The following is a 23,097-nucleotide window of genomic DNA, read 5'->3' as shown; positions in this document are numbered from 1 at the left end:
TTGAGGACCGAATTCCGAATTCCGTGTTCCGGGTCCGGTACGGGCCTCAGCCGCGCCCGGAGGGCAGCGGCACACCCAGGGCCGCGAGGATCGAGTGAGCCCCGTCCCGGGTGGGGACGTGCAGCATGCACAGCACCCGGTCGCCGGGCGCCGCGTGCCGTTCGAAGTATGCGTTCGCCTCCGGCACGTAGCTGGTGGGCCGCTCCCGGTAGAGGTCGCGCGGACGTCCGATGCCCGGGAAGACGCCGAGGGCCGCGTCGAAGGCGGCGCCGGGCGCGAGCGCCCCGGCCACCTCGGCGGCCAGCGCCTGCTGGCTGTCGTCCTTGCCCGCCAGATCCGGGTACAGGGCGATGTCCGGATGCCCGCTGAACGCCGACATCGCACAGTGCACCACGGGGTTGTACGTCTTGAGCGCGATCACCTCGGGGAACGGGCGGCCGTCGGCCAGCAGCCGGGCGAAATGGACGGACCAGCTCTCACCGAAGACCGGGCCGTTGCGGTACTTGTCGCCCACGAACTGGATCATCACGTGCAGGCAGGAGCGCCCCGACGGGATCTGCGCCCAGTGCGACGTGAGCAGCGAGACCACGCGGTCGCGCTCCCGGTCCACCCCGACGACGACGTAGTCGGCCTCGGTCAGCATGTCGCGGCGGAGCGTGAACAGCTGGCGGGCCTGCAGGCCGGGCATGGTCTCCACCAGGCCGTCCACGATCCACTTCTCGGTCTCGGTGGGCAGCTCCCGGCCGGGCGGCAGGGCCATCACCTCGACGGCCTGCCGCCCCTTCGGCCCCGCGGCCCGGTCGTTGTCCGGCACGGACGGCCCCGCTCAGACGTCGGCCGAGGTGGGCAGCGGGATCTGGGCCCCGGTGCGGCCGAGGACGGTGAGCTGGTGCAGCTCGACGAAGTAGAGCTTCCACAGCCAGTAGACGTGGTTGAGGTGCTCGACGACCTTCTGCTCGTCCGCGTCCGAGGTGACCAGGGTGCTCATCACGCGCCACACGAAGTCGTCGTGGTCGTCGTCGAGGTCGGTGTTGACGTGGGCGCGCGCGCCCTTCACGTTCTCCTGGCCGAGGACGCTCTCCAGGTTGTCCAGCCACTCGGGCTGGGTGCGCGTGGTCACGTACTCCACGAAGTACACGCTGGTGATCAGCGCGAGCGGGCTGTCCTCGAACTCCATGCCGTACTGGAGGTAGCCGGTGAGCAGCTTCGTGGAGAGCATCGGCTCGGTGGAGTAGATCTGGTCCTTGGTGACGCCGACCTTGGCGAGGTCCGCCGCGAACAGCCGGTCGTGCAGCATCTCGTCGTCGGTGTAGTGCGCCCAGGCCTTGGCCTGCACCGGGTCGACCTTGGTGAAGTACTTGATGGCCAGCGCGTCGATGGTGCGCTTGCGGCGCAGCCGCAGGATGGTCTCGATGTTGTGGCGCTTGTAGTAGTCCAGGTTGAGTTCGGCCGCGCTCTTCTGGTGCTGGGCGAACGGGACCGTCTCGTAGAAGTCCTTGATGAAGGTGTCGAGGATCGCGTCGACCCGCTTGCGCAGTTCCGGGTTGATGGTCATGGGCTTGCTTCCCTCCTGTGGGGTCAGTGGCAGCCGCAGCTCGCGCTGGACACGCGCTGCATCCGGCCGCGGCGCACCGCCTTGCGGGCGCCGAGGACGGCGGTTCCGTCCGAAGTCAGCAGCGAGCTGCGGGGGCAGAGGAAGGCCAGGGCGAAGCGCGTGGCCGGGGTGATGCCGAGGCCCAGGTTGACCACGCCGCCGGTGGCGCCGTACACCTCGTTGGGGCCGCAGTTCGCCGGGATGACCTCTGTGGTGGTGTTGATCCCGAAGCCGAGTTCCCAGATGACGCGGTAACGCGGATCGTCGGTGAGGAGCTTGTCCAGCTCCGCGGCGGCCGGCGCGGCCCCCGAAGTCTGCGGGGTGACCCCCTCGATGCTGCCGGCGGTGACGTGGAGCGTCACGGCGTGCGAGACGAGGGGGGAGAGCGCCTCGAACAGCCGCTGCTGCTCGGCGCCGTCGGCGGGGTCCGCGTGCCGGTGCACGATCGGCCACCCGCGCAGCGTCAGGTCCCCGTGGAGACCGAGCAGCCGGGCTTCCGGCTCGAAGGTGGTGATCTCCGCGGCGGTGACGCTCAGCTTGCCGGAGGGGAAGATCTGCTGGTCGCCCGGCTCCAGGACGCCCGCCTGCTGGTTCCATACGCAGTCGCCCACGGTGTGGTCGAACTCGGCCTCCGTGCCGGAGGCGTCGTCCACGATCGTCAGCCGGTCGCTGTCCCCGACGAGGTCGAAGAACTCCTCCGCGGTGGCCGCCTGCTGGGCGATGTCGGTCTTCGCCGCGCTGCGCAGGAAGTAGCGGACGTACTCGTCGGTGAGCGGGGTGGAGCCGGCGGGCAGCACGGCCAGCTTGCGGGCGCCCAGCTCCTGCGGCGTCGGCGAGTCGAGGAAGCGGCCGGGACAGACGGCCAGCACGTGCGCGTCCGGCGGAACGCTCCGCTCGATGAGGGAGCCCAGGCGCGTACCGCGCGGCAGCGTCAGGTGGACCACGCGGGAATTCCCGTCACCGGGCAGCAACGAGAGGGACTTGCCGCCGTCCTCACTCGTGATCAGACAGAAAGTCTCGGCCGGCTCGCCGAACTGACCGAAGTCATGGGTGGTGAGATCCAGCGGTGACACGGGCGAACTCCCTACGGTGAGAAGACGAGAACCCCGTGGCGGGGCATTCGCATGCCCCGCCACGGGTCGGTACTCAGCCCAGGAGCGTGCCCAGGTAGTTGCGGTTCTTCTGCACCTTGATCTTCTTCATGACAGTCACCTCCTGTTTGAATCGGATTCTGTTGCATTCACCCCGAACGGTCCGAAGGTCGAAATCCGCTAGTCCGCGGAGACGACCCTCTCCACCGTGGGGTGGTCCGGGTGGCCGATCAGCGCCAGTCCATTGCTCGTGAGGACGCGCGTGTCGGGCGAAATGATGTCCAGGTGGTATTGGGTGTACGGAGTGAGCCCGAGGCCGTAGTGCAGGCAGCCTTCCGTGCCGCCGTACACCTCGTTCATGGCGTGGTTGCCGGGCAGGATGTCGAGCGAGGTGTTCAGCGCGTGGCCGATCTCCCACACGATCCGGTAGCGGGAGTCCACCGCGAACATCTGCTCCAGCATCGCCACGGCCGGCGCGGCTCCCGGGTCCAGCGCCTCCAGGCGCGTGATCCTGCCGTCCTCGACCTTGGCCTTGATGGCGTTGTCGCGCATCGACCAGAGCTGGGAGTGGATGCGGGCCTGGTCGGTCCGGGAGAAGGACGGGGTGCCGTTGTGCAGGATCGGGTAGCCGCGCAGCGTGATCTCGCCCTCCAGCGGCAGCTTCAGGGCCTCGTCGAACTCCCTGATCTCCACCGGCAGCACGCTGATCTCGCCCGACGGCACGATCTGCTGGTCGCCCCACTCGAGCGGTCCGGCCTGCTGGTTCCACACCAGGCCGTCGCGGAGGTGGTCCAGTACGGCCCGGGTGCCGTGCACGGGGTCGGCGTACACCAGGTGCTCGGCCTCTTCGGCGAGCTCGAAGAAGGTGTCGCAGAACGCCGCCTGGTCGGCCGACGAGGTCCGCTCCATGACCCCGAGGAAGTGCCGGATCTCCTCGAGGGTGGTCGGCGTCGAGTTGCACGCCATGCCCATGATCTTCCGCTGCCCCACCAGATCGGGATCCGGGGACGCGAAGAACCGGTGGGGTGAGACGACCAGGATGTGGGCCGGTTCCGGGATCCGCTTTTCGAGGATGTCCTCGAAACGGTCGCCCGTGCCCATCGGGATCGTGAGATAGCTCTTGTACGCGGCGGATTCGACGATCTCGAACTGATCGACCAATTCGGGGTTCGTGACCAGGCAGAAAGTGCTTCCGGTGGCCTCGCCGAACTGGCTGAAGCGTCCGGGATCTATGGATATCCGAGTCATGATCACTCCCTCGTGGCCTGTGCCGCTCGCCCTCGCCGTGGTCACTACTTTGGCCGCCGGGGGTCACCGCTCGCTATAGGACCAATGTCCCGGAGGGGCTTCGCCCCTGTTCAGGGCGTTGTGGAGCCGTGCGGGCGGGGTTTTATCCCAGGTTTAGGGGCGTGTCAAGTCCCGACTTTCCGGAACGTGACCCGGATGTACCAGCCGGGGCTTACTTGTGGTGCGGGCCTCACCGGAAACGAAATGAGGCGACAAACAACCGCACCGCCCCAGTCCCGGGGAACTCCGATCCATCACTTTGAATAGCTTGGGAGAAAATCATGAACCGCAAGATTCGTATCGCCACGCTGATCGCTTCCGCTGCTGTGATCGGCGGAGGGATCGCCCTCCCCGCCTCCACGGCCATGGCGGCTCCGATGCCCGGGCACGTCGTCTCCCTCGTGGAGGACGGTGGGGCCGGAGGCAAGGGCGGCAAGGGCGGGGGCGGCGGCCTCGTCGGCGGCGGCGGTGGTTCCGGCGGCGCCGGCGGTGGCAGCGTCAACGGCACCGGCGGCGCGGGCGGAGACGGTGGCGCCGGTGGCGACGGACTCCTCGTCGGCGGTGGCGGCGGTGGCGGCGGCGGTGGCGGCGAGGGCCGCATCGGTGGCGCCGGCGGCGACGGCGGCGAAGGCGGCTTCGGCATCTTCGAGGGTGGCGAAGGCGGCGGTGGCGGCGGTGGCGGCGACGGCAGGCTGGTCGGCGGCGTCGGCGGCGACGGCGGTGACGGCGGCTTCAGCATCTTCCAGGGCGGCAAGGGAGGGGACGCCGGCGACGGCGGCTTCGGCGGCCTGATCGGTGGCCTCGGCGGCGACGCCGGGAACGGCGGCGGCGCCCTGTTCTAAGAGGTTCCAAGAGAAGCGCCCGGCCCCACGGGGGAGGCCTCACGGCCTCCCCCCACCCCCACCCCCACCCCCACCCCTTCTTGATCACACCTACGGAGAACCCCATGTTCACGATTTCCTGGCAGCGTCCGCTCGTCCTGGCCGCGACCTCGATCGCTCTGGTCACCGGTACGGCCGTCGCGGCGCAGGCGTCGGTGCACCACACTCCGGCGGGCGTCACCGCGGCTGCCGTGGCCGACGTCTCCACCTGCATCGGGGGCGGCAAGGGCGGGGAAGGCGGCAAGGGCGGCGAGGGCGGCAAGGGCGGCCGGCCCGGCCAGCCGGGCGAGCCCGGCAAGCCCGGCGGGGTGGGCTGCGTCCTCGGATTCGACGAACTGCCCGACAAGGAGAAGTCGGACCTGACGGTGGTGGACAAGGTGCGCATCGTGTTGACCCTGCTGGCCGACGACTCGGACGAGACGAAGGAGAAGATCGCCAAGAAGTACGACATCTCGGAGGAGCAGCTCGACACCTGGAAGCGCCAGTACGTCGACGGCGACTGGTTCGCCCTGATGGGGAGCGGCCTCACCGACTCGTGAGGCAGGGGGACGGGCCGGCCGGCCGACAGACCGCCGGCCCGCCTCTCGAAACCGATATCCAGCCAAGGGAGAATCACATGCGCATCCGTCGTTCCTGGAAGTTCCGCCTCGGTCTCGTCGTCTCGACCACCCTGCTCGGCGCCGGCGCCATGACGCCCGCTGCCATGGCGGCCCCGGCCCCGGCCCCGTCCGCCCAGACCGCCCCGGCCCTCGGCGCCCAGCAGTACGGCTCCGCGTACAGCGGCGACGACCGGCCCGGCGGCAGCCGCTCCGGCTCCTTCGGCAACGTCAACGTGGGCAACGGCAGCGTCCGCGTCGGTGACAAGGTCTGTGCGGGCAAGTGCGACGGATCGGTGAACGGCACCAACGGCAAGGGCACCGCCGGCGGCGTCTGCGCCGGGATCTGCAACGGCAGCGCCAACGGCGGCACCGGAGCCACCGGCCCCACGGGCGGCACCGGCCAGACCGGAGGCAGGGGCGGCGTCTGCGTCGGAGTGTGCAACGGCAGCGTCAACGGAGGCAACGGCGGCAACGGCGGGGCCGCGCGACCCGGCGGCGACGGCGGTGCGGGCGGCCTCGGCGGCGACGGCGGAATCTGCATCGGCGTCGGCTGCCAGAACAGCGGCTTCGGCGGCCGCGGCGGCGACGGCGGAGCCGGCTGACCCCCCCGTGACGCGCGGAGCGCGCCCCACCCGTGCCCGTCACCCGCTCCGGCGGGTGGCGGGCACGGCTGTGGACCACTCGATAGACTTCTCGGTACGGCTGGTCGCGGACGATCGAGGACGGGGTCGGCATGACGGCACCGAACCTGAGCAGCTACACGGGCCGGCCCTCCGCCCTGATCGGGAAGCAGATCGCGGGCTACCGGGTCGAGCGCATGCTCGGCCGCGGCGGCATGGCCGTCGTCTACTGCGCCAAGGACCTGCGCCTGGACCGTACGGTCGCCCTGAAGCTGATCGCCCCGGAGCGGGCGCGCGACGACACCTTCCGCCGCCGCTTCACCCACGAGTCACGGGTCGCCGCGTCGATCGACCACCCGCACATCGTGCCCATCTTCGAAGCCGGCGAGACCGACGGCGTGCTGTACATCGCCATGCGCTACGTCTCCGGCCTGGACCTGCGCGCCCTGCTGGACCGGGAGGGCCCGCTGCCCGTCGCGACCGCGCTGCGCATCGCCGCCCAGGTGGCCTCCGCGCTCGACGCGGCCCACGAGCACGACCTGGTGCACCGGGACGTCAAGCCCGGCAACATCCTGGTCGCCGCGGGGACCGACAGCGAGCACCCCGAGCACATCTACCTCACGGATTTCGGACTGACGAAGAGGGCGCTCTCGCTCACCGGGTTCACCCACACGGGAGAGTTCGTCGGCACGCTCGACTACATGGCGCCGGAGCAGATCTCCGGCCGGCCGGTGGACGGCAGGTGCGACCTCTACAGCCTGGCCTGCGTCGTCTACGAAACTCTCGCCGGCGGGCCGCCCTTCGAGCGCGACGACGCCGCGGCGCTGCTGTGGGCACACCAGTACGACCAGCCCCCTCTCCTGACGGAGCGGAGGCCGGACGTCGAGCACGCGGTGGACGAGGTGATGGCGAAGGCGCTGGGGAAGGTGCCCGAGGACCGCTACGGGTCCTGCCTGGAGTTCGTGGCCGCCCTGCGGGCCGCCGCCGGGAAGGGGGGCGGCCACCGCGGCGGTCCTTCGCCCGCGCCGGATTCCCGGTCCCCCGGGACCTCGGACGCCGGGCCCCCGCCGGAGCCCCCCGCCTGGGCCGGGCCGGTCTTCCGCGGCCCGCAGACGACGGGCTAGTACCCCACGAGGGTCTGCTCGGCCCAGATGGTCTTGCCGATCGGGGCGTGCCGGGTGCCCCAGCGGTGGGCGAGCTGGGCGACCAGCAGCAGGCCCCGCCCGCCCTCGTCGAAGGTCCGGGCGCGCCGCAGGTGCGGGGCGGTGTTGCTGGAGTCGGACACCTCGCAGATCAAGGTGTTGTTCTCGTGGATCAGCCGCAGCTGGATGGGCGGCTGGCCGTAGCGGATGGCATTGGTGACCAGTTCGCTGACCACGAGCTCGGCGACGAAGGCGGCCTCGTCCAGGCCCCAGGCCGTCAGCTGCTCGGTGGTGTACCGGCGGGCGCCGGCGACGACGGAGGGGTCGGAGGGCAGGTCCCACACCACCACCTTGTCGGCGTGCAGGGCCCGGGTGCGGGCCACGAGCAGGGCGACGTCGTCCTCGGGAGGGTGGGTCAGCATCGCCGTCAGCACCCGGTCGCAGACCGTGTCCAGGGTGGTCGCGGGCCGGGCGAGGGCCGCGAACATCCCGTCCAGGGCCTCGTCGATGTCGTGGTCCCGGGCCTGCAGCAGGCCGTCGGTGTACAGGGCGATGACGCTGCCCTCGGGCAGCTCGACGTCGACCGGCTCGAACGGCAGCCCCCCCAGGCCCAGCGGCGGGCCGGCCGGGACGTCGAGGAGGTACACGGAGCCCTCGGGGGAGACCACCACGGGCGGCGGGTGGCCGGCCCGGGCGACGGTGCAGTGCCGGGTGACCGGGTCGTACACCACGTACAGACAGGTGGTGCCGATGCCCCCGGCGGCCTCCCCGGCCGCGTCCCGGTCGGCCTCGTCGGCGGCCAGGTGGATGATCAGGTCGTCCAGGTGGGTGAGCAGCTCGTCGGGCGGCAGGTCGACGTCGGCCAGCGTGCGCACCGCCGTGCGCAGCCGGCCCATGGTGGCCGCGGCCCGCATGCCGTGGCCGACGACATCGCCCACGACCAGCGCCACCCGGGCGCCGGACAGCGGGATCACGTCGAACCAGTCGCCGCCCACGCCCGCGTCGGTACCGGCGGGCAGGTAGCGGGAGGCGGTCTCGAGGGCCGCGTGCGCGGGCAGCGTCTGCGGGAGCAGGCTGCGCTGCAGGGTCATGGTGCTGGTGTGCTCCCGGTTGAACCGGCGCGCCTTGTGCATGCTGACGGCGGCCCTGCCCGCGAGCTCCTGGGCCAACCACAGGTCCTCCGGCTGGAAGGGCTCCTGGCGCTGGTGCCGGCCGAAGAGGGCCAGGCCCAGCGTGGCGCCGCCGGCCCGCAGCGGCACCACCATCATCGAGTGGGTCCCGCACTCCCCGATCCAGGCGGCCCCGGGATCCTCGGCCGTCCACCGGGCGACCGCCGCGTCGGCCGTCGCGTACACGGCGCCGCGGCCCGCGGCCAGGCACTCCACCGGGGGTGACAGCGGCGGATAGACGGTCGTCCCGCCCGCGGCGACCGGCGACTCCGGATTTCCCTCCAGGACCGACCGCGCGGCCGCCCGGGACACCGTGACCGGCCCCGCCACCGGTCCGGTGGCGGGCTCCTCGCCCCGCCCGGAAGGCTCCAGCAGGTCCACGACCGCGAAGTCCGCGAACCGGGGGACGGCCGCCTCGGCCAGCTCCTGCGCGGTGCGGGAGCTGTCCATCGTGGTGCCGATGCGGGCGCCGCCGTCGTCCGGCAGCAGCATCAGCTGCTGGTCGCCCTCGATGCCGGTCCTGTCGTGCGCGGCCAGGAACACCCCGTGCACCCGGCCGTCCCGGTCCCGCAACGGAGCCAGCGAGGTCGCCCAGCCGTGCTCGGTGCTCGCCCCCGTGGGACGGACGAACGCCTGCACGTCCTGCGGCTCACCCGTCTCCAGCACCAGGCGCATCCTGCGCTCGGTCTCGTCGCTCACCGGATCCGGCGCGATGTCCGGCAGGCGCAGCCCGCGCATCTCGGCCTCGCTGAGGGCCAGCGTGCGCTCCATGCCCGCGTTCGCCCGCACCAGCCGCAGATCCGCGTCGAAGACCGCCAGGAAGCAGGGGGACTGGGTGAACGCCGACTCCTCGAGCCGTCCGCCCCAGGCCGAGCCGGGATCGCCGCCCGGCACCGCCGACACCACGAACCACTTGGCCGTCCCTCCGGTCGACGTCCAGCGGTGCGCGAGCAGCCCCACCTCCAGCCGCCGGCCGTCCCGGTGCCGCAGCGCCACCGTGCCGCTCCACCGCTCCTGCCCGGCCGGCATCCGCCACCCCGTGTCACCCGTGCCGTCGGCGAGCAGGCGGGCAGCGGGCAGCCCCACCACCTCGGAAGCCGGGTAGCCGAGCAGCCGGGAGGCCTCCTCGCTCCACTCGGTCACGACGCCCTGCTCGCTGAGGGTGGCCGTGGCGGTGTATGCCGGCTCATGGGAGGCGTCGGTCATCTCACCCTCGCTATTCCTGCCGCTGATCCACGGCAACCTGCACGGCCAGGGGCTCCACTGACAAGCATGATCCGGCCTGGCAAGGAGCACCAACGCAGTGGCGTCACGGCCGCGCGGCCCCGTGCGCGAGAACGAGCGCGAGGACCGCGTCCCCCGCCTGCCACACCATCGCGCGGCGCGGCCCGCCGAGTACGGGCGGCCACAGGCCCAGGATCGGGACGCCGCGCGGGGCGGCGCCGAAGATGCCGCTGCGGTCGGCCTTGACCGCGGCCTCCTTCAGCGCCCAGGCCCCGGCCAGGGCCTCGGGCCGGTCCGTACCCGTCAGCGACAGTTCCCGGGGAGACAGCACGTGGTCGGCGACCCGGCGGACCGCCTCGGCCGAGGCGGTCTCGCACAGGTCCACTCCGACCGGCTCCGGCGCGAGGGCCGCGGCCACGTGATGGGCGGTGTGGCTGAGGGAGACGTGCGCGGCGGGCACCGGGCGGCCGCCGACGCGGACGTACGGGCTGCCGTCGCCGCGCGGGAGGACCTCCACGTCGTCCGCCGGCACGGCGAGGAGCTCCCCGGCCAGGCGCTTGGCGAGCAGCCGGCCGGCCACCCACTCGGCCCGCCGCCGGGCCGGCAGCGCTGCGGCCACGCGCCGTTCGGCGGGCGAGAGCCTGACCGCCCCGCGGAGGTCGCGGCGCCGGGCCACGGTGAGGAGGGCTCCGCCCCACCGGTGCGGATGTCCCGGCGCGATCGGCTGGAAGCCGTGGTGCACGGTGTCCATGACGGCGGGCTCAGGCGGCGGCGGGGATCGCGTCCAGGCGCCGCAGTTCGCGCTCCAGCGCGGTCACGGTCTGCCGGATCTGGTCGGGCGTGTGGTCGCAGGTGACGAAGAAGCGCAGCCGCGCCATCTCCTCGGGCACCGCCGGGTAGAGGATCGGGTTGACACTGATGCCCTGCGCGAACAGGGCCTCGGCGAGCCGCAGGGTCTTCAGCGAGTCCCCGACGATGCACGGAACGATCGCCGTGTCGCTGCTGTCCCCGATGTCGATCCCCGCGTCGCGCGCGAGCCGGACGAACAGGGCGGCGTTCCGCGCGAGACGCGTGACGCGCTCCGGCTCGGCACGCAGCACGCGCAGGGCCGTCAGGGAGGCGGCGGTGTCGGCCGGGGTCATGCCGGCGCTGAAGACGAAGCCGGGAACGGTGTAGCGCAGGTACTCGACGACCGGGCGGCTGCCGGCCACGTAGCCCCCGCAGCTCGCCATCGCCTTGGACAGCGTGCCCGACCACAGTTCCACCGCCGAGCGGTCGATGCCGAAGTACTCGCCGACCCCGCGCCCCGTCGCACCGATCGTCCCGATGCTGTGCGCCTCGTCGATCATCAGCAGCGCGCCGTGCCGGTCCTTGACCTCGACGAGGGCGGGCAGGTCGGCGATGTCGCCGTCCATGCTGTACACGCCCTCGATGACGACGAGCACCCGCCGGTACTGGTGGCGGACCTGCGTGAGGACGGCGTCCAGGGCCGCCGCGTCGTTGTGGGGGAACGGCCTGCGGGTCGCGCCGGAGAGCTTGCAGCCCTGCAGGATGCTGTCGTGGGACAGGGAGTCGTGGATGACCAGGTCCCCGGGTCCGACGAGGTGCCCGATCACCGTCACGTTGGTGGCGTGCCCGTTGGCCAGGGTGATCGCGGCCTCGCAGCCGAGCAGGCCGGCGAGTTCCGCGTCGAGCTCCAGGTGGAGGGGCCGGCTGCCGGACAGCAGCCGGCTCGCGGACACCGATGTGCCGTAGCGCTCGATCGCCTCCTTGGCCGCCGCGCCCACCGCGGGGTGGGTGGCCATGCCCAGGTAGTTGTAGCTGGAGAACGAGAGGAGCTCCCGGCCGTCGACGACGGTGGTGTCCGTCATGCCGCCCTCGTGGACGAGGAAGTACGGGTTCGGCAGCCCCATCCCCTGGAGCGAGGCGATCCGTTCGCCGTGGGCGGCCACCTCCGGGAAGCTCTCGATCCGCGTGTGCTCCTCGGGCAGCGGGGCGGCGGCGGGGACCGGCTCGCACGCCCGCGGGGCGTCGGCCGGCTCCTGCGCCTCCTGCGGGGCCCCGCCGGTGTGGACGGCTCGCTGCGGGGGGACGGCCGCCGGTGCGCGGTCCGGGGAGGGGCCCGCGATCGCCGCGGCGATCCGGCCGGCCGTCGGCCGGTCGGCGGTCGTGTCGTCGAAGGTCCACGACGGCCACTGCCGTTTGAGGGAGGTGAACAGGTCGGTCAGCATCAGCGAGTCGAATCCGAGCTCGTCGACCAGGAGCTGGTCCCCGCGCAGCCGGTCCACCGGGAACGCGCTGATCCGGGCCACGTGCGCGAGCACCGCCGCGGTGACCTCGCCGATGTCCCCGCCCGGGCACGCCTCCTCCGGGGCCGAGCCCTCGCCGGGGACGGCCGGGGCCGCCGGCGCGGGCGGGGCGAGGGGGGCAGCCGGGGCCGCGGGGGCCTCGGCAGCCGCCGGAGCCGGGGCGACCGGGGCTGCCGCCGGGAGTGTCTCGGTGAGGCGGGTCAGCAGGGTCAGCTGCTGTCGGGCCAGCTCGAGCAGTTCGCTCACCGGAAGGTTCGCGGGGTGGGCCATCGGGGACTCCTGTGCGGGTGCGGGTGCGGGTGCGGGTGCGGACCGGCGCGGAGCCGGGCCGGCGGGGGCGTCCTGCCGCGCGGGGCCCCGGGCGGCCACCCAGTAGGACTGGGTGTCGAGCCGGGCCGCCGGCAGGTCCAGCTGACGGCGGTCCTCCCGGGCCACCAGGGCGCGCGGGTCGACCGGGGCGCCCAGGACCGCGAGCCGGGCGAGGGCCAGTACCAGGCCGCGCCCGTTGTCCGGGGCCGTGCCCGCGGCGGGCACGACGTGCACGTCCCCATGGCCCGCGAGGCCGCGGCGGACCGAGGTGAGGAGCGAGCTGCCGCCGCTCACCTGGACGAAGACGCGGGCCCCCTGGTCGTGGGCGGCGGCGACGGCCTCGCCGAACCGGACCGGCGCGGACGCGTGCCGGGCCCACAGCTCGCGCAGCCGCCCGGGGTCGGCGCAGAGCGCCGCGTCCACCGACGAGACGAACGGCAGCACGGGACCGCTGATCCGCCGCCGGGCGAGGTCCGCGCGCATCGTCTCGTCGGCGTGGGCCAGCAGCGGTGAGTGGAAGGGGTGGGAGACGTCGAGCGCCGCGGTGACGATCCCCGCGTCCGCGCAGGCCTGCCGCACGGCTGCGAGCCCGCGCGGCGTACCGCTGACCACGACCTGCCGCTGCTGGTTGAAGCAGGCGGGCCACACCTCGTCGATGCCGTCCAGGAGCCCACGGCAGGTCTCCTCGTCGCTCTGTACGGCGAGCATTCCGCCCTCCAGGCCCGCCCCGGCCTCCCGCAGTGCCGCCCCCCGGTGGACCAGGAGCCGGACGGTGTCCTCGTCGGAGAGCGCGCCGGCCGCCGCGGCCGCCGCGAACTCGCCGACGCTGTGGCCGAGGACGAGGTCGGGAGTGACGCCGCAGTCGGCGAGGAGGCGGGTGGCCGCGATCTGGACCGTGCCGAGCAGCGGCTGGCACACCTCGGTGGCGGCGAGCCGCCGCCCGAGCTCCTCGGGGTCGCCGGCCGCCGCCCCGCCGAACAGCAGATCGGCGAGGTCGAAGCCGCTGTCGCGCCGGGCCACGGCGCCGAGCGAGTCGACGGCCGACCGGAAGGCGGTGAAGCGCTCGTACAGGTCCCGCATCATGCCCGGCCGCTGACTGCCCTGGCCGGGGAAGAGGAAGGCGATGCGGCGCTGCTCGGCAGGCAGCGGAGCGTCGGCGGCGAAGGCGCCCTCGCCGAGGTCGCCCCCGGTGCCGTCGCCCGGGCCGCCGCCGGCTCCGTCGGCGAGCTGCCGGCGCGCGTACCGCAGCCGCTCGGTGAACCCCTCCGTGTCGTCGGCCACGATCGCGAGGCGGGCCGTCAGCGGACGGCGCCCGCCCAGGGTGTGGGCCACCGCCGCGAGCGGAGCGCGGGGCGAGCGGTCCAGGGTGTCGAGCACCTCGCCGATGTGCCGGTCCAGCAGCTCGCGGCTGCCTGCCGACAGCAGGACGAGGTGGGGTGCGGCGGACTCGGTGCGCACCGAGAGGCGGCGCCGGGCCGGGGCCGGCTGCTCCTCCAGCACCACGTGCACGTTCGTGCCGCCGAATCCGAACGAGCTGACGGCGGCGCGCCGCGGCAGGGCAGCGTCGGGCCAGGGCCGCGCGCTGTCGGCGATCCGCAGGCCCGCGGCGGAGATGCCCAGGTCCGGGTGGGGGCTCGTCCGGGGCTGCGGGACGATCGTGCCGTGGTGCACCACCAGGGCCGTCTTGATCAGTCCCGCGACGCCCGCCGCGGACAGCGAGTGCCCGATCAGGGCCTTGCCGGCGGCGAGGTAGCACAGGGAGGGGTCGTCGTCGGGGTACTCGGTGCGCAGCCGCCGCAGCGCCTCGGCCTCGGCGCGGTCGCCGACCGAGGTGCCGGTGCCGTGGGCCTCGATGAAGCCCACGGAGGAGGGGGCGACCCCCGCGTCGTCATAGGCCCGGCGCATCGCGCGCAGCTGGCCCTCGGGGGTGGGCACCAGCGGCCCGGGGGAGGCGCCGTCGTTGGCCGAGCCGATGCCCTTGATCACCGCGTAGACCCGGTCGCCGTCGGCGAGCGCGTCGGCCAGCGGCCGGATGACGACGGCGCCGGCGCCCTCACCGAGGACGAACCCGTCGGCCCCCTCGTCGAACGGGCGGCACACCCCCGTCGGGGACAGGGCGCGGAGCCTGGAGAAGCCGACCAGGCTGTCCGGGGTGAGGTTGAGGTACACGCCGCCGACGACCGCGACCCGGCAGGTGCCCTGGCGCACCTGGGCCATGGCCTGGTCCAGGGCGACCAGCGAGCCGGAGCAGGCGGCGTCGACGGCGAAGCTCGGGCCGCCGAGGTCGAAGTGCCGGCTGATGGTGCCGGACGCCATGTTGAGCAGGCTGCCCGGCAGCGTGAAGCTCTGGACGGCGCCCAGCCGGCCCGCCTGCTCCCGCACCGAGTCGAGGCCGGCGCGGTCGTCCTCGGCGAGGGCCTCCTCCGCCAGGCTGATGGCCCGGATCGGGGCCGCCATCAGGTCCTTGTAGTCGGACACCGACAGTCCGAGGAAGACCCCGGTGTTCTCCCGGTCGAAGTCCCCGCGGCCCATCCCGGCGTCGTCGAGGGCCTCACGGGTCACGTCGAGCATCAGCCGGTGCTGCGGGTCCATGGCCCGGGCGCGGGCCGGCGGCACCCCGTAGTGCAGGGCGTCGAAGCGGTCCACGTCCTCCAGGAAGGCCACCTGGTCGGTGTACGCGGCATTGGGCGCCGACCGGTTGCCGGGCTCGTGGAAGGTCCCGTGGTTCCAGCGCTCCTTCGGTACGGCGGAGAACTGCCGCTCCCCGCGCAGCAGGAGCTCCCAGTAGGCGTGGACGTCCGGGGCGCCGGGGAAGCGGCAGCCGAGCCCGGTGATGGCGATGTCAGACATGACGGGTCTTCCTTGTCGGGTGGGTGGGGGTGCGGGTGGTTGGGGGGCGGGGTGCCGGGGGTCAGCGGCGCGCCGGGGCGCGCGGGCAGCGGGGCGCCGGGGGGTGGGCGCACAGGGGGGTGCGGACCGGGGTCCGGCCCCGCGCCGGGGGGCACCTCCCCGAGAGACCGGGGGGAGGCGCCGGAGCCGGGGCCCTGAGCCTCAGCAGCCGCGGGGCCCACCAGTTCAGGTCGCCCGCCAGACGCATGAGCGCCGGTACGAGGACGCCCCGCACGAGCGTGGCGTCGAGGAGCACGCCGAGGCCCGCGCCGATGCCGAAGAACTGCAGGAGGGAGACCTGGGAGGTGCCGAAGCTCAGCAGGGTGAAGGCGAGCAGCGCGCCGGCGGTCGTGACGATCCCGCCCGTGTGGGCGATGCCCGAGACGATCGAGGAGGTGTTGTCCTGCCCGGCGTCGTGCGCCTCCTTGATGCGCGCGAGGACGAACACCTCGTAGTCCACCGACAGCCCGAAGACGATGCAGAACAGCAGCACCGGCATGGTCGTGCTGAGCGGTCCGGGCGTGAAGTCGAGCAGCCCGCTCAGATGGCCCGACTGGAAGATCCAGACCATGGCGCCGAGGACGGCCGCCAGGCTCAGCGCGTTCAGCGCGATGGCCTTGAGCGGCAGCAGCAGACTGCGCGTGAAGCCGAGCAGCAGCAGGAACGTGGTGACGGTGATGACGGACAGGGCCAGCGGGAGCCGGTCTGCGACCGTGGCCTTCGCGTCGACCAGCACCGCGCTCGGTCCGCCGACCAGCACCTCGGTGCCCTCGGGAGCCGGAGCCTCGCGGATGTCGTGCACGAGCCGCTGGGCGGCGCTCGACCGGGGGTCGACCCGCGGCACCACGGAGATCCGGGCCGGGCCGTCGCCGGCCGGCGCAGCGACCGGCGAGACCTGGGCGACGTTCGGGAGCGCGGACAGCCGGCGGGCGTACTCCTCGCGCGCCGACGGGGACGCCGCACCCGTCATGACCACCGTGAGCGCGCTGGAGCCCTTCATGTCGAAGGCGCCGCGCACCAGGTCCCCGGTCTGCCGGCTCGAGGCGCTGACCGGCAGCGCCCGGTCGTCGGGGGTGGCGAAACCGGCGTGCGCGAACGGCCCGGCGAGCACCACCAGCAGGCCGACCACCGGCAGCGCCGCGAGCAGCGGGCGCCGTACGACGATCCGCGCCAGCCCGTCCCAGAAACGGGACTTCGAGCCCTCCTGGGCCCGGCGGCGCCACGGCACGGCCCAGGCGTTCACGCGGGTGCCCAGCAGCGCGAGCAGGGCGGGCAGCACGGTCACGGCGCTCACCGCCGCGATGGCCACCACCGCGATGCCCGCGTAGGCGAAGGAGCGCAGGAAGTACGGCGGGAACACCAGCAGCGTGGCGAGCGCGGCGGACACCGTCGCGGCACTGAAGCCGATGGTGTGGCCCGCGGTGCGCACGGTCCGGATGGCCGCGTTGCGCGGCCGGTACCCGGCGGCGAGCTCCTCGCGGAACCGCGAGACGATCAGCAGCCCGTAGTCGATGCCCAGCCCCAGCCCGAGGGCGGTGGTGAGGTTCAGGGCGAACACGGACACGTCGGTGACGGCGCCGAGGACGCTCAGGACCAGCAGGGTCCCGGCGATGGACAGCACCCCGATCAGCAGCGGCAGCGCGGCGGCCACCACACTGCCGAACACCAGGACCAGCAGGATCAGGGTCCCCGGCAGGACGACGGCCTCGGCGCGCTTCAGGTCCGACTCCGCGATGTCCTGGAGTTCGGCGTCGACGAGCGCCGACCCGCCGACCCGCACCGTCAGGGGAGTGCGCGAAGCGCCGGCGGCCGGGGTGGCCAGCTCGTCGCGCAGCTGCCTGACCCGCTCCGCGAGCCGCTCGCCCTCGCCGTCCACGTGCGCGACCAGCATGGCCGCCCCGCCGTCCCGGCTGCGCAGCTCCGCCGCGCCGCCGGTCCAGTACGAGCTCACGTCGGCCACACCCGCCTGGGCGGCCAGGCGCCTGGTCAGGGCCTCGCCCTCGGCGCGGGCCGCCGGGTCGTCGACGGAGCCGCCGGGGGCCTGGGCGACGAGGACCAGGTTGGGGGACTCCCCCAGGTGCTCGGCCGCCACGCCGGCGGCGCGGCTGGACTCGGATCGCGGATCGTCGTACCCCTGGCTCTTCAGGCGTCCGGTCGCCTCCGCGCCGAACACGACGGACAGCACCAGGAACGCGAGCGCGGCCAGGAGGACGAGCCGGGGGCGGCGGGTCACGAAGACCCCTGCGCGACGGTCCATCGGGGGACTCCGTTCCGGGTGGCGGGCCGTTCCCGCCGTGCTGCGGGACGATCGACTTCCACCGTGCCGGGCGCAGGGGCGGCGCCGTAGCCCCGGCTGTTCGTCACTTGACAACCGGTTGTCCACAGGTCCGGGCGGACGGATCGGGGGTGTCGGCGGGAGCCGTTAGGCTTCGTGAATGGCCCTTCCGGACGCGTCCCCCGAGACCACCGACGCGCTGCAGGTACTGCACCGCGTCTTCGGTTACAGCTCCTTCCGCGGCGAGCAGCAGGAGATCATCGAGCAGGTGGTCGGCGGCGGTGACGCCCTCGTGCTGATGCCGACCGGCGGCGGCAAGTCGCTCTGCTACCAGATCCCGGCGCTCGTCAGAGAAGGCACGGGCGTGGTGGTCTCGCCGCTGATCGCGCTGATGCAGGACCAGGTGAACGCGCTCACCGCCCTCGGGGTGCGGGCCGGGTTCCTCAACTCCACGCAGGACCCGTACGAGCGGCAGGCCGTCGAGCAGGCGTTCCTCGCGGACGAGCTGGACCTGCTCTACCTGGCTCCCGAGCGGCTGCGCACCGAGAGCGCGCAGCGGCTGCTCGACCGGGGCAAGGTGTCGCTCTTCGCGATCGACGAGGCGCACTGCGTCGCCCAGTGGGGGCACGACTTCCGGCCCGACTACCTGGCCCTGTCGATGCTGCACGAGCGGTGGCCCAAGGTGCCGCGGATCGCGCTGACCGCCACGGCCACCGAGGCCACCCACGCCGAGATCGTGGCCCGGCTCGGTCTGGAGGACGCCCGGCACTTCGTCGCCAGCTTCGACCGGCCGAACATCCAGTACCGCATCGTCCCGAAGAACAACCCGCTCAAGCAGTTGCTGGACCTGATCCGGACCGAGCACGAAGGCGACGCCGGGGTCGTCTACTGCCTCTCGCGGGCCTCGGTGGAGAAGACCGCGGCCTCCCTGGTGGAGCACGGCATCGACGCCGTGGCGTACCACGCCGGCATGGACGCCCGCACGCGCGCCGCGAACCAGGCGCGCTTCCTGCGGGAGGACGGGGTGGTCGTGGTGGCCACGATCGCCTTCGGCATGGGCATCGACAAGCCGGACGTGCGGTTCGTCGCGCACCTGGACCTGCCCAAGTCGGTCGAGGGCTACTACCAGGAGACCGGCCGCGCCGGACGCGACGGCGAGCCGGCCACGGCGTGGCTGGCGTACGGCCTGCAGGACGTGGTGCAGCAGCGCAAGCTCATCGACGGCTCCGAGGGGGACGAGGCGCACCGCCGCTCCCTGGGCATGCACCTGGACGCCATGCTCGCGCTGTGCGAGACGGTCGACTGCCGCCGGACGCGCCTGCTGGAGTACTTCGGGCAGTCGGGCGAGCCGTGCGGCAACTGCGACACGTGCCTGACCCCGGCCGAGTCCTGGGACGGGACGGTGGCCGCGCAGAAGCTGCTGTCCACGGTGTGGCGGCTGGCGAAGGAACGGCGCCAGAAGTTCGGCGCCGGCCAGATCATCGACATCCTGCAGGGCAAGAAGACCGCCAAGGTCATCCAGTTCGACCACGACGCCCTGTCGGTGTTCGGCGTCGGAGCGGACCTGGGCACGGCGGAGTGGCGGGGGGTCGTGCGCCAGCTGCTGGCGCTGCGGCTGCTCGCGGTGGAGGGCGACTACGGGACGCTCGTGCTGACGGACGACAGCGCCGAGGTGCTGGGAGGACGCCGCAGCGTCTCGATGCGGAAGGAGAAGGCGGTCGCCGCCCCGGCCCGCAAGGACTCGGCGTCGGGCAAGGGGAAGGGCTCCCGCGTCCCGGCCGACCTGCCGCCGGCCGCCGTACCGGTCTTCGAGGCCCTGCGCGCCTGGCGGGCCGCGACGGCGCGCGAGCAGGGCGTCCCGGCGTACGTGGTCTTCCACGACGCGACGCTGCGGGAGATCGCGACGCGCCTTCCCGGCACGGTGGAGGAGCTGGGCACGATCGGCGGGGTCGGCGAGGCCAAGCTCGCCAAGTACGGCGAGGGCGTCCTCGACACGCTGGCCGAGTCTCCCGCGACGGTCCCGGCTCCCGCGCCGGCGCCCGCGGCGGAGTCCGTCCCGGCCCGCGCGGCGGTGCCCGCGGCCGGGGCCGTGCCCGCCGCCGCGGCGGCGTCCGGGTCCGCGGCCCCGGACGACGAGGAGCCGCCCTTCGACCTGGACGAGATGGACCCGCCGTGGGACGACTGGCAGTAGCCGGTCCGCCCCACCGGGATGACGCCGCCCTCGGCGGAGCCGGCCTGGCGCGGGCCGGAGCCTTGGAGGGCCCACAGCAGGGAGGACTCGCACACGGTTGCCGCGGCGGAACGGAACATCACGTTTCTGTCTCGGCCCGCACGGGGGTGAACCCCGCCCGGAGGAGCCGCGTGGCTCGGGTGTCCGAGTCGTACGCCGAAGCCGCGGCCGCCAGGGCCGGGCCCGTCCGCCAGGGGGCCTCACCATGTTCCAGCACCGCGCCGCCACGGCCGCCCTGATCGCCCTCGCGCTCACCCTGGTCCTCGCCGCCTCCGGCTGTGTCTCCCCGCGGCTGCCGGCCGCCTTCACCAACCCGGTCGTCCCGGGGCTCTGGACCCCCGACCGGATGGCGGGAGCCGCCCCCGCCGACACCCCGGTGACCGGCGGCCTCGGCGAGGACGCGGACGCGGACGTGACCGACCCCGAGCCCGCCCCGGTCGCGGCGAAACCGGAGGCGACCTCCTACCACGAGCACGCGGCCGTCGTCGGGAAGCTCTTCTTCGACACGGACGAAGGGCCGAGCGTGTGCTCCGCCACCGCCGTACGGGATCCCGCCCGGCCCGGCCGGTCCGGGCTGGTGTGGACGGCCGGGCACTGCGTGCACGGCGGTGCCGGGGGCCGGTGGTTCCGCAACATCGTCTTCGTGCCCTCGTACAACAACGAGGGGCTGACCGGGGCGGCGCGGGCCCGCGCCGCCGCGGCCGCCGTGGCCCCCTTCGGGACCTGGTGGGCGGACCGTGCCCGGACCGCGCCCGAGTGGATCGCCCAGGGCGCCCCGAGCGGCGGCGGCGGTGCCCCCTTCGACTTCGCGGTCCTGCACGTCAAGCGCCCGGGCTCCGGCGCCTCGTTGGAGGAGACGATCGGGGCGGCGGCGCCCGTCTGGTTCGGTGCGGCGTCGGCGTCGGCGTCGGCGATCCCGGCGGTGGGGGCGTGGGGGTACCCGGCCGAGGCACCCTTCGACGGGGAGCGGATGTTCTCCTGCGCCGACCGCCCGGGCCGGCTCGCGGTCAGGCGCGGACAGCCCGTCCTCTACCGCATCGGCTGCACCATGACCGGAGGCTCCTCGGGCGGCGGGTGGTTCGCCCGCGACCCCGCCGGTTCCCTCGCGCTGGTCAGCAACACCTCCATCGGCCCGGCCGGCAACACCTGGCTCGCGGGTCCCAGGCTCGGTGAGCGGGCCCGGGAGGTCTACGCGTCGGTCAGCAGGGCCTCCTGACCGGCGGTCAGCCGAGGTCGTAGAGCCGGAACAGCCGCAGCCGCCCCGGGGCTTCGCCGTCCCCCGCCGCGAGGGCTGCCCAGCAGCGTGCGGCCAGGGCGCGGGCCCGGGCGCCGGGCCAGGGCTGCGGGAGCAGCTCGGGGGGCAGCAGGGGGTCGGGCTCCATGGCGTCGGTGAAGGCCGCGGCCAACTCGATGGCGAATGTCAGCCGCTCGGTCCCGGTGGGCAGGCCGGGGCCGGCCAGCCGCTCGAGGCGGGCCGCGGCGAGCGCGGCGAGCGCCTCGTGGCGTGCCGCGATCTGCCGGAGCGGCCAGAGCACGGCGGCCAGCCGGGCCGGGTCGGCCTCCCCGCCGACCCGTAGGTCGCGGCTGGTGAGGCGGGTGAGCGAGGCCGGGACGCCGAGGTGCCGGGCGTGGGCCTCGACGATCTCGCCGATCGCGTTGGCGCTGACGTACAGCCCGCCCTGCAGGGGTGCCGCGCCGAGGTGGAGCAGCGTGTCGCGCAGGGCGTCGCGGGCCTGCCGGGCGGTTTCGGGGATGGCGAAGGCGAACAGGTGCCAGGTCCCGTCCCAGGGGGCGAGGCCCTGGTCCTGGCGGTAGGCGTGGCGGACGTACTCCGCGTCGGGCGCGATGGCGCCGGTGGGGTCCGCGGCGGCGTGCAGCCGGGCCTTGCGGCCCCGGCCCTCCTGGGTGAACCGGCCTTCGCCGACGAGCCGTTTGACGCACAGCCTGACCTGCTGGTCCGTCATCCCGAGCGCCTCGGCGACGGCGTACAGCTCGCCCGCGTCGACGGTGCCGTCCTCACGGACGAGGGCGAACACCAGGGTCCGGGTCCCGATCCCGGTCGGGGCGTCCTGCGCCGCGGGTGCTCTGTCCACGATGTCTCCTCGCGCTCTTCGTATGAACATAGTACGGTCGAATCAGAAACGAGCGTTGTGCATCCGATAGGTTCCTGTCCGTCGACGCCGAAGGGGCGAACGATGACCACCCGACCCACGCCAGGGCCCGCGCAAGGCGCGCACGGACCCACGGCAGCACCGGCAGCCGCCTTACCGGCCGGTACACCCGCCCCACGGCGCCTGTCGCACGTGGACGCCCTGCGCGGCTTCGCCCTCCTCGGCATCCTCCTGGTCAACATCACCTTCATGGCCTCGGCCTACCAGGGCACCGGTGTGGCGGAACCGGCCTTCCGCTCCGCGTTCGACACCGCCGTCCGCTACCTCACCGAGATCCTCCTCGAGACCAAGTTCTACCTGCTCTTCTCCTTCCTCTTCGGCTACAGCTTCACCCTCCAGGCGGCCTCCGCGGCCCGCGACGGCGCCGCCTTCCTGCCCCGCTTCCTGCGGCGCTGCGCGGGCCTGTTCGTCCTCGGGCTCTGCCACGCGGTCCTGCTCTTCCCCGGCGACATCCTCACCACCTACGCCGTGCTCGGCCTGGTCCTGCTCGCCGTGCACCGGATCCGGCCGCGCACCGCCGTCATCACCGCGGGCGTCCTGCTCGCCGCGATAGCCGCCGGCTATCTGCTGCTGGCCTGGGCGGTCGCCGCCACCGGCAGCGGCGGCCTCGACACCGCCGCCGTCACCGAACAGGGCCGCCAGGCCACCGAGGCGCTGCGCGGCGACGCGGCATCGGTGGTCGGAGCGCATCTGCGCCAGCTGCCCGACATGCTGTTCATCCTGGCCTTCTTCCAGGCACCGGCCGCCCTCGCCGCGTTCCTGCTGGGCCTGGCGGCCGGCAAGGGCGGCGGGCTCACCGACCCCACCCGGCACGAGCGGTTCCTGCGCCGCCTGCAGTGGACCGGATTCCCCGTCGGCCTCGCCGGCGGCCTGGTCTGGGCGTACGCCACCCAGGAGCACTCCGGAACGGCATTTCAACTGGTGGCCGTGGCCGTCGACGTGCTGACCGCGCCGCTGCTGGCCGCCGCGTACGCGGCCACGGTCCTGCGGACCCTGGCCGGCCCCCGCGGCCCGCGCCTGGCGGCGGTACTGGCCCCGGCCGGCCGGATGACCCTGACCAACTACCTCGCCCAATCCCTGCTGCTGGCCCTCGTGTTCACCGGGTACGGCGCCGCCCTGGTGGGCCGCCTCGCACCGGCGTACGTCACCCTGACCGCCCTGGCCCTGTTCGCCGCCCAGCTGGTCTTCAGCCGCTGGTGGCTGGCCCGGCACCCCTACGGCCCCGTGGAGTGGGCGCTGCGCGCCGTGACCCTGGCCCGCAGGCCGCGCTGGAAGGGCCGGGCGGACTGAGGCCCGCCTGAGTCCGG

At 73.7% G+C, this 23,097-nt stretch carries 16 protein-coding genes; 7 read left to right on the top strand and 9 right to left on the bottom strand.

Annotated features, from left to right (window positions below; genetic code table 11):
- Window positions 1–46: 46 nt before the first annotated feature.
- From AB0D66_RS24115 to AB0D66_RS24100, 4 genes are all read right to left on the bottom strand, one after another.
- Window positions 47–814, bottom strand: coding sequence for a hypothetical protein (locus AB0D66_RS24115; RefSeq protein WP_362307103.1), 768 nt, complete (start codon window positions 812–814; stop codon window positions 47–49).
- A gap of 12 nt (window positions 815–826) precedes the next feature.
- Window positions 827–1,555, bottom strand: coding sequence for a hypothetical protein (locus tag AB0D66_RS24110; RefSeq protein WP_361763442.1), 729 nt, complete (start codon window positions 1,553–1,555; stop codon window positions 827–829).
- Window positions 1,556–1,578: 23 nt separating this feature from the next.
- The gene (locus AB0D66_RS24105; protein ID WP_362307098.1) at window positions 1,579–2,667 is read right to left on the bottom strand and encodes a hypothetical protein; all 1,089 of its coding nucleotides are present in this window, start codon (window positions 2,665–2,667) and stop codon (window positions 1,579–1,581) included.
- A gap of 198 nt (window positions 2,668–2,865) precedes the next feature.
- Entirely contained in the window at window positions 2,866–3,933 is a 1,068-nt protein-coding gene (locus AB0D66_RS24100; RefSeq protein WP_362307096.1) for a hypothetical protein, read from the bottom strand.
- Between the two features lie 320 nt (window positions 3,934–4,253).
- Here AB0D66_RS24100 and AB0D66_RS24095 point away from each other — a divergent pair, with 320 nt between their 5' ends.
- From AB0D66_RS24095 to AB0D66_RS24080, 4 genes are all read left to right on the top strand, one after another.
- The gene (locus tag AB0D66_RS24095) at window positions 4,254–4,814 is read left to right on the top strand and encodes a hypothetical protein (protein ID WP_362307094.1); all 561 of its coding nucleotides are present in this window, start codon (window positions 4,254–4,256) and stop codon (window positions 4,812–4,814) included.
- Window positions 4,815–4,918: 104 nt separating this feature from the next.
- Complete coding sequence (locus AB0D66_RS24090; RefSeq protein ID WP_362307091.1) at window positions 4,919–5,392, top strand: hypothetical protein; 474 nt, start codon at window positions 4,919–4,921, stop codon at window positions 5,390–5,392.
- Between the two features lie 77 nt (window positions 5,393–5,469).
- A complete protein-coding gene (locus AB0D66_RS24085; RefSeq protein ID WP_362307089.1) occupies window positions 5,470–6,054 on the top strand; it encodes a hypothetical protein in 585 nt (194 codons plus the stop codon).
- Window positions 6,055–6,185: 131 nt separating this feature from the next.
- Window positions 6,186–7,196 carry a serine/threonine-protein kinase gene (locus AB0D66_RS24080; RefSeq protein ID WP_362307086.1) on the top strand — a complete coding sequence of 337 codons (1,011 nt, stop codon included), beginning with the start codon at window positions 6,186–6,188 and terminating at the stop codon, window positions 7,194–7,196.
- Here the strand turns inward: AB0D66_RS24080 and AB0D66_RS24075 are convergent.
- The 4 genes from AB0D66_RS24075 to AB0D66_RS24060 all read right to left on the bottom strand — a co-directional run bounded on the left by AB0D66_RS24075 (window position 7,193) and on the right by AB0D66_RS24060 (window position 17,371).
- Window positions 7,193–9,589: a SpoIIE family protein phosphatase gene (locus AB0D66_RS24075; RefSeq protein ID WP_362307083.1), complete on the bottom strand. Its 2,397-nt coding sequence runs from the start codon at window positions 9,587–9,589 to the stop codon at window positions 7,193–7,195. The genes AB0D66_RS24080 and AB0D66_RS24075 overlap by 4 nt on opposite strands.
- A gap of 103 nt (window positions 9,590–9,692) precedes the next feature.
- Window positions 9,693–10,358, bottom strand: a complete 666-nt coding sequence (locus AB0D66_RS24070) for a 4'-phosphopantetheinyl transferase superfamily protein (RefSeq protein WP_362307080.1) — start codon at window positions 10,356–10,358, stop codon at window positions 9,693–9,695.
- Window positions 10,359–10,368: 10 nt separating this feature from the next.
- The gene (locus AB0D66_RS24065; protein WP_362307077.1) at window positions 10,369–15,075 is read right to left on the bottom strand and encodes an aminotransferase class I/II-fold pyridoxal phosphate-dependent enzyme; all 4,707 of its coding nucleotides are present in this window, start codon (window positions 15,073–15,075) and stop codon (window positions 10,369–10,371) included.
- A gap of 61 nt (window positions 15,076–15,136) precedes the next feature.
- Window positions 15,137–17,371 carry an MMPL family transporter gene (locus tag AB0D66_RS24060; protein WP_362307074.1) on the bottom strand — a complete coding sequence of 745 codons (2,235 nt, stop codon included), beginning with the start codon at window positions 17,369–17,371 and terminating at the stop codon, window positions 15,137–15,139.
- A gap of 178 nt (window positions 17,372–17,549) precedes the next feature.
- Between AB0D66_RS24060 and recQ the strand changes: the two genes are divergently transcribed.
- Window positions 17,550–19,580 (top strand): DNA helicase RecQ, encoded by a 2,031-nt coding sequence (gene recQ / locus AB0D66_RS24055; protein WP_362307071.1) that lies wholly within the window; start codon window positions 17,550–17,552, stop codon window positions 19,578–19,580.
- A 244-nt stretch (window positions 19,581–19,824) separates the two neighbouring features.
- Window positions 19,825–20,835 (top strand): hypothetical protein, encoded by a 1,011-nt coding sequence (locus tag AB0D66_RS24050; protein WP_362307068.1) that lies wholly within the window; start codon window positions 19,825–19,827, stop codon window positions 20,833–20,835.
- A 7-nt stretch (window positions 20,836–20,842) separates the two neighbouring features.
- Here AB0D66_RS24050 and AB0D66_RS24045 read toward each other — a convergent pair whose 3' ends face one another.
- The gene (locus tag AB0D66_RS24045) at window positions 20,843–21,712 is read right to left on the bottom strand and encodes a PaaX family transcriptional regulator C-terminal domain-containing protein (RefSeq protein ID WP_362307066.1); all 870 of its coding nucleotides are present in this window, start codon (window positions 21,710–21,712) and stop codon (window positions 20,843–20,845) included.
- A gap of 210 nt (window positions 21,713–21,922) precedes the next feature.
- Between AB0D66_RS24045 and AB0D66_RS24040 the strand changes: the two genes are divergently transcribed.
- The gene (locus AB0D66_RS24040) at window positions 21,923–23,080 is read left to right on the top strand and encodes a DUF418 domain-containing protein (protein WP_362307063.1); all 1,158 of its coding nucleotides are present in this window, start codon (window positions 21,923–21,925) and stop codon (window positions 23,078–23,080) included.
- The last annotated feature ends 17 nt before the right edge of the window (window positions 23,081–23,097 follow it).

The organism is Streptomyces sp. NPDC048270, from assembly GCF_040652335.1.
Classification (GTDB): Bacteria; Actinomycetota; Actinomycetes; order Streptomycetales; family Streptomycetaceae; genus Streptomyces.
Note: the sequence above shows the minus strand (reverse complement) of the source record. Positions and strands in the feature narration are given on the sequence as shown.

Excerpts from the sequence above, each read along its gene's own strand:
- AB0D66_RS24110 (WP_361763442.1), bottom strand. The coding sequence starts at position 1,555 with ATGACCATCAACCCGGAACTGCGCAAGCGGGTCGACGCGATCCTCGAC.
- AB0D66_RS24100 (WP_362307096.1), bottom strand. The coding sequence starts at position 3,933 with ATGACTCGGATATCCATAGATCCCGGACGCTTCAGCCAGTTCGGCGAG.
- AB0D66_RS24095 (WP_362307094.1), top strand. The coding sequence starts at position 4,254 with ATGAACCGCAAGATTCGTATCGCCACGCTGATCGCTTCCGCTGCTGTG.
- AB0D66_RS24090 (WP_362307091.1), top strand. The coding sequence starts at position 4,919 with ATGTTCACGATTTCCTGGCAGCGTCCGCTCGTCCTGGCCGCGACCTCG.
- AB0D66_RS24085 (WP_362307089.1), top strand. The coding sequence starts at position 5,470 with ATGCGCATCCGTCGTTCCTGGAAGTTCCGCCTCGGTCTCGTCGTCTCG.
- AB0D66_RS24080 (WP_362307086.1), top strand. The coding sequence starts at position 6,186 with ATGACGGCACCGAACCTGAGCAGCTACACGGGCCGGCCCTCCGCCCTG.
- AB0D66_RS24075 (WP_362307083.1), bottom strand. The coding sequence starts at position 9,589 with ATGACCGACGCCTCCCATGAGCCGGCATACACCGCCACGGCCACCCTC.
- AB0D66_RS24070 (WP_362307080.1), bottom strand. The coding sequence starts at position 10,358 with ATGGACACCGTGCACCACGGCTTCCAGCCGATCGCGCCGGGACATCCG.
- AB0D66_RS24065 (WP_362307077.1), bottom strand. The coding sequence starts at position 15,075 with ATGTCTGACATCGCCATCACCGGGCTCGGCTGCCGCTTCCCCGGCGCC.
- AB0D66_RS24060 (WP_362307074.1), bottom strand. The coding sequence starts at position 17,371 with ATGGACCGTCGCGCAGGGGTCTTCGTGACCCGCCGCCCCCGGCTCGTC.
- recQ (WP_362307071.1), top strand. The coding sequence starts at position 17,550 with ATGGCCCTTCCGGACGCGTCCCCCGAGACCACCGACGCGCTGCAGGTA.
- AB0D66_RS24050 (WP_362307068.1), top strand. The coding sequence starts at position 19,825 with ATGTTCCAGCACCGCGCCGCCACGGCCGCCCTGATCGCCCTCGCGCTC.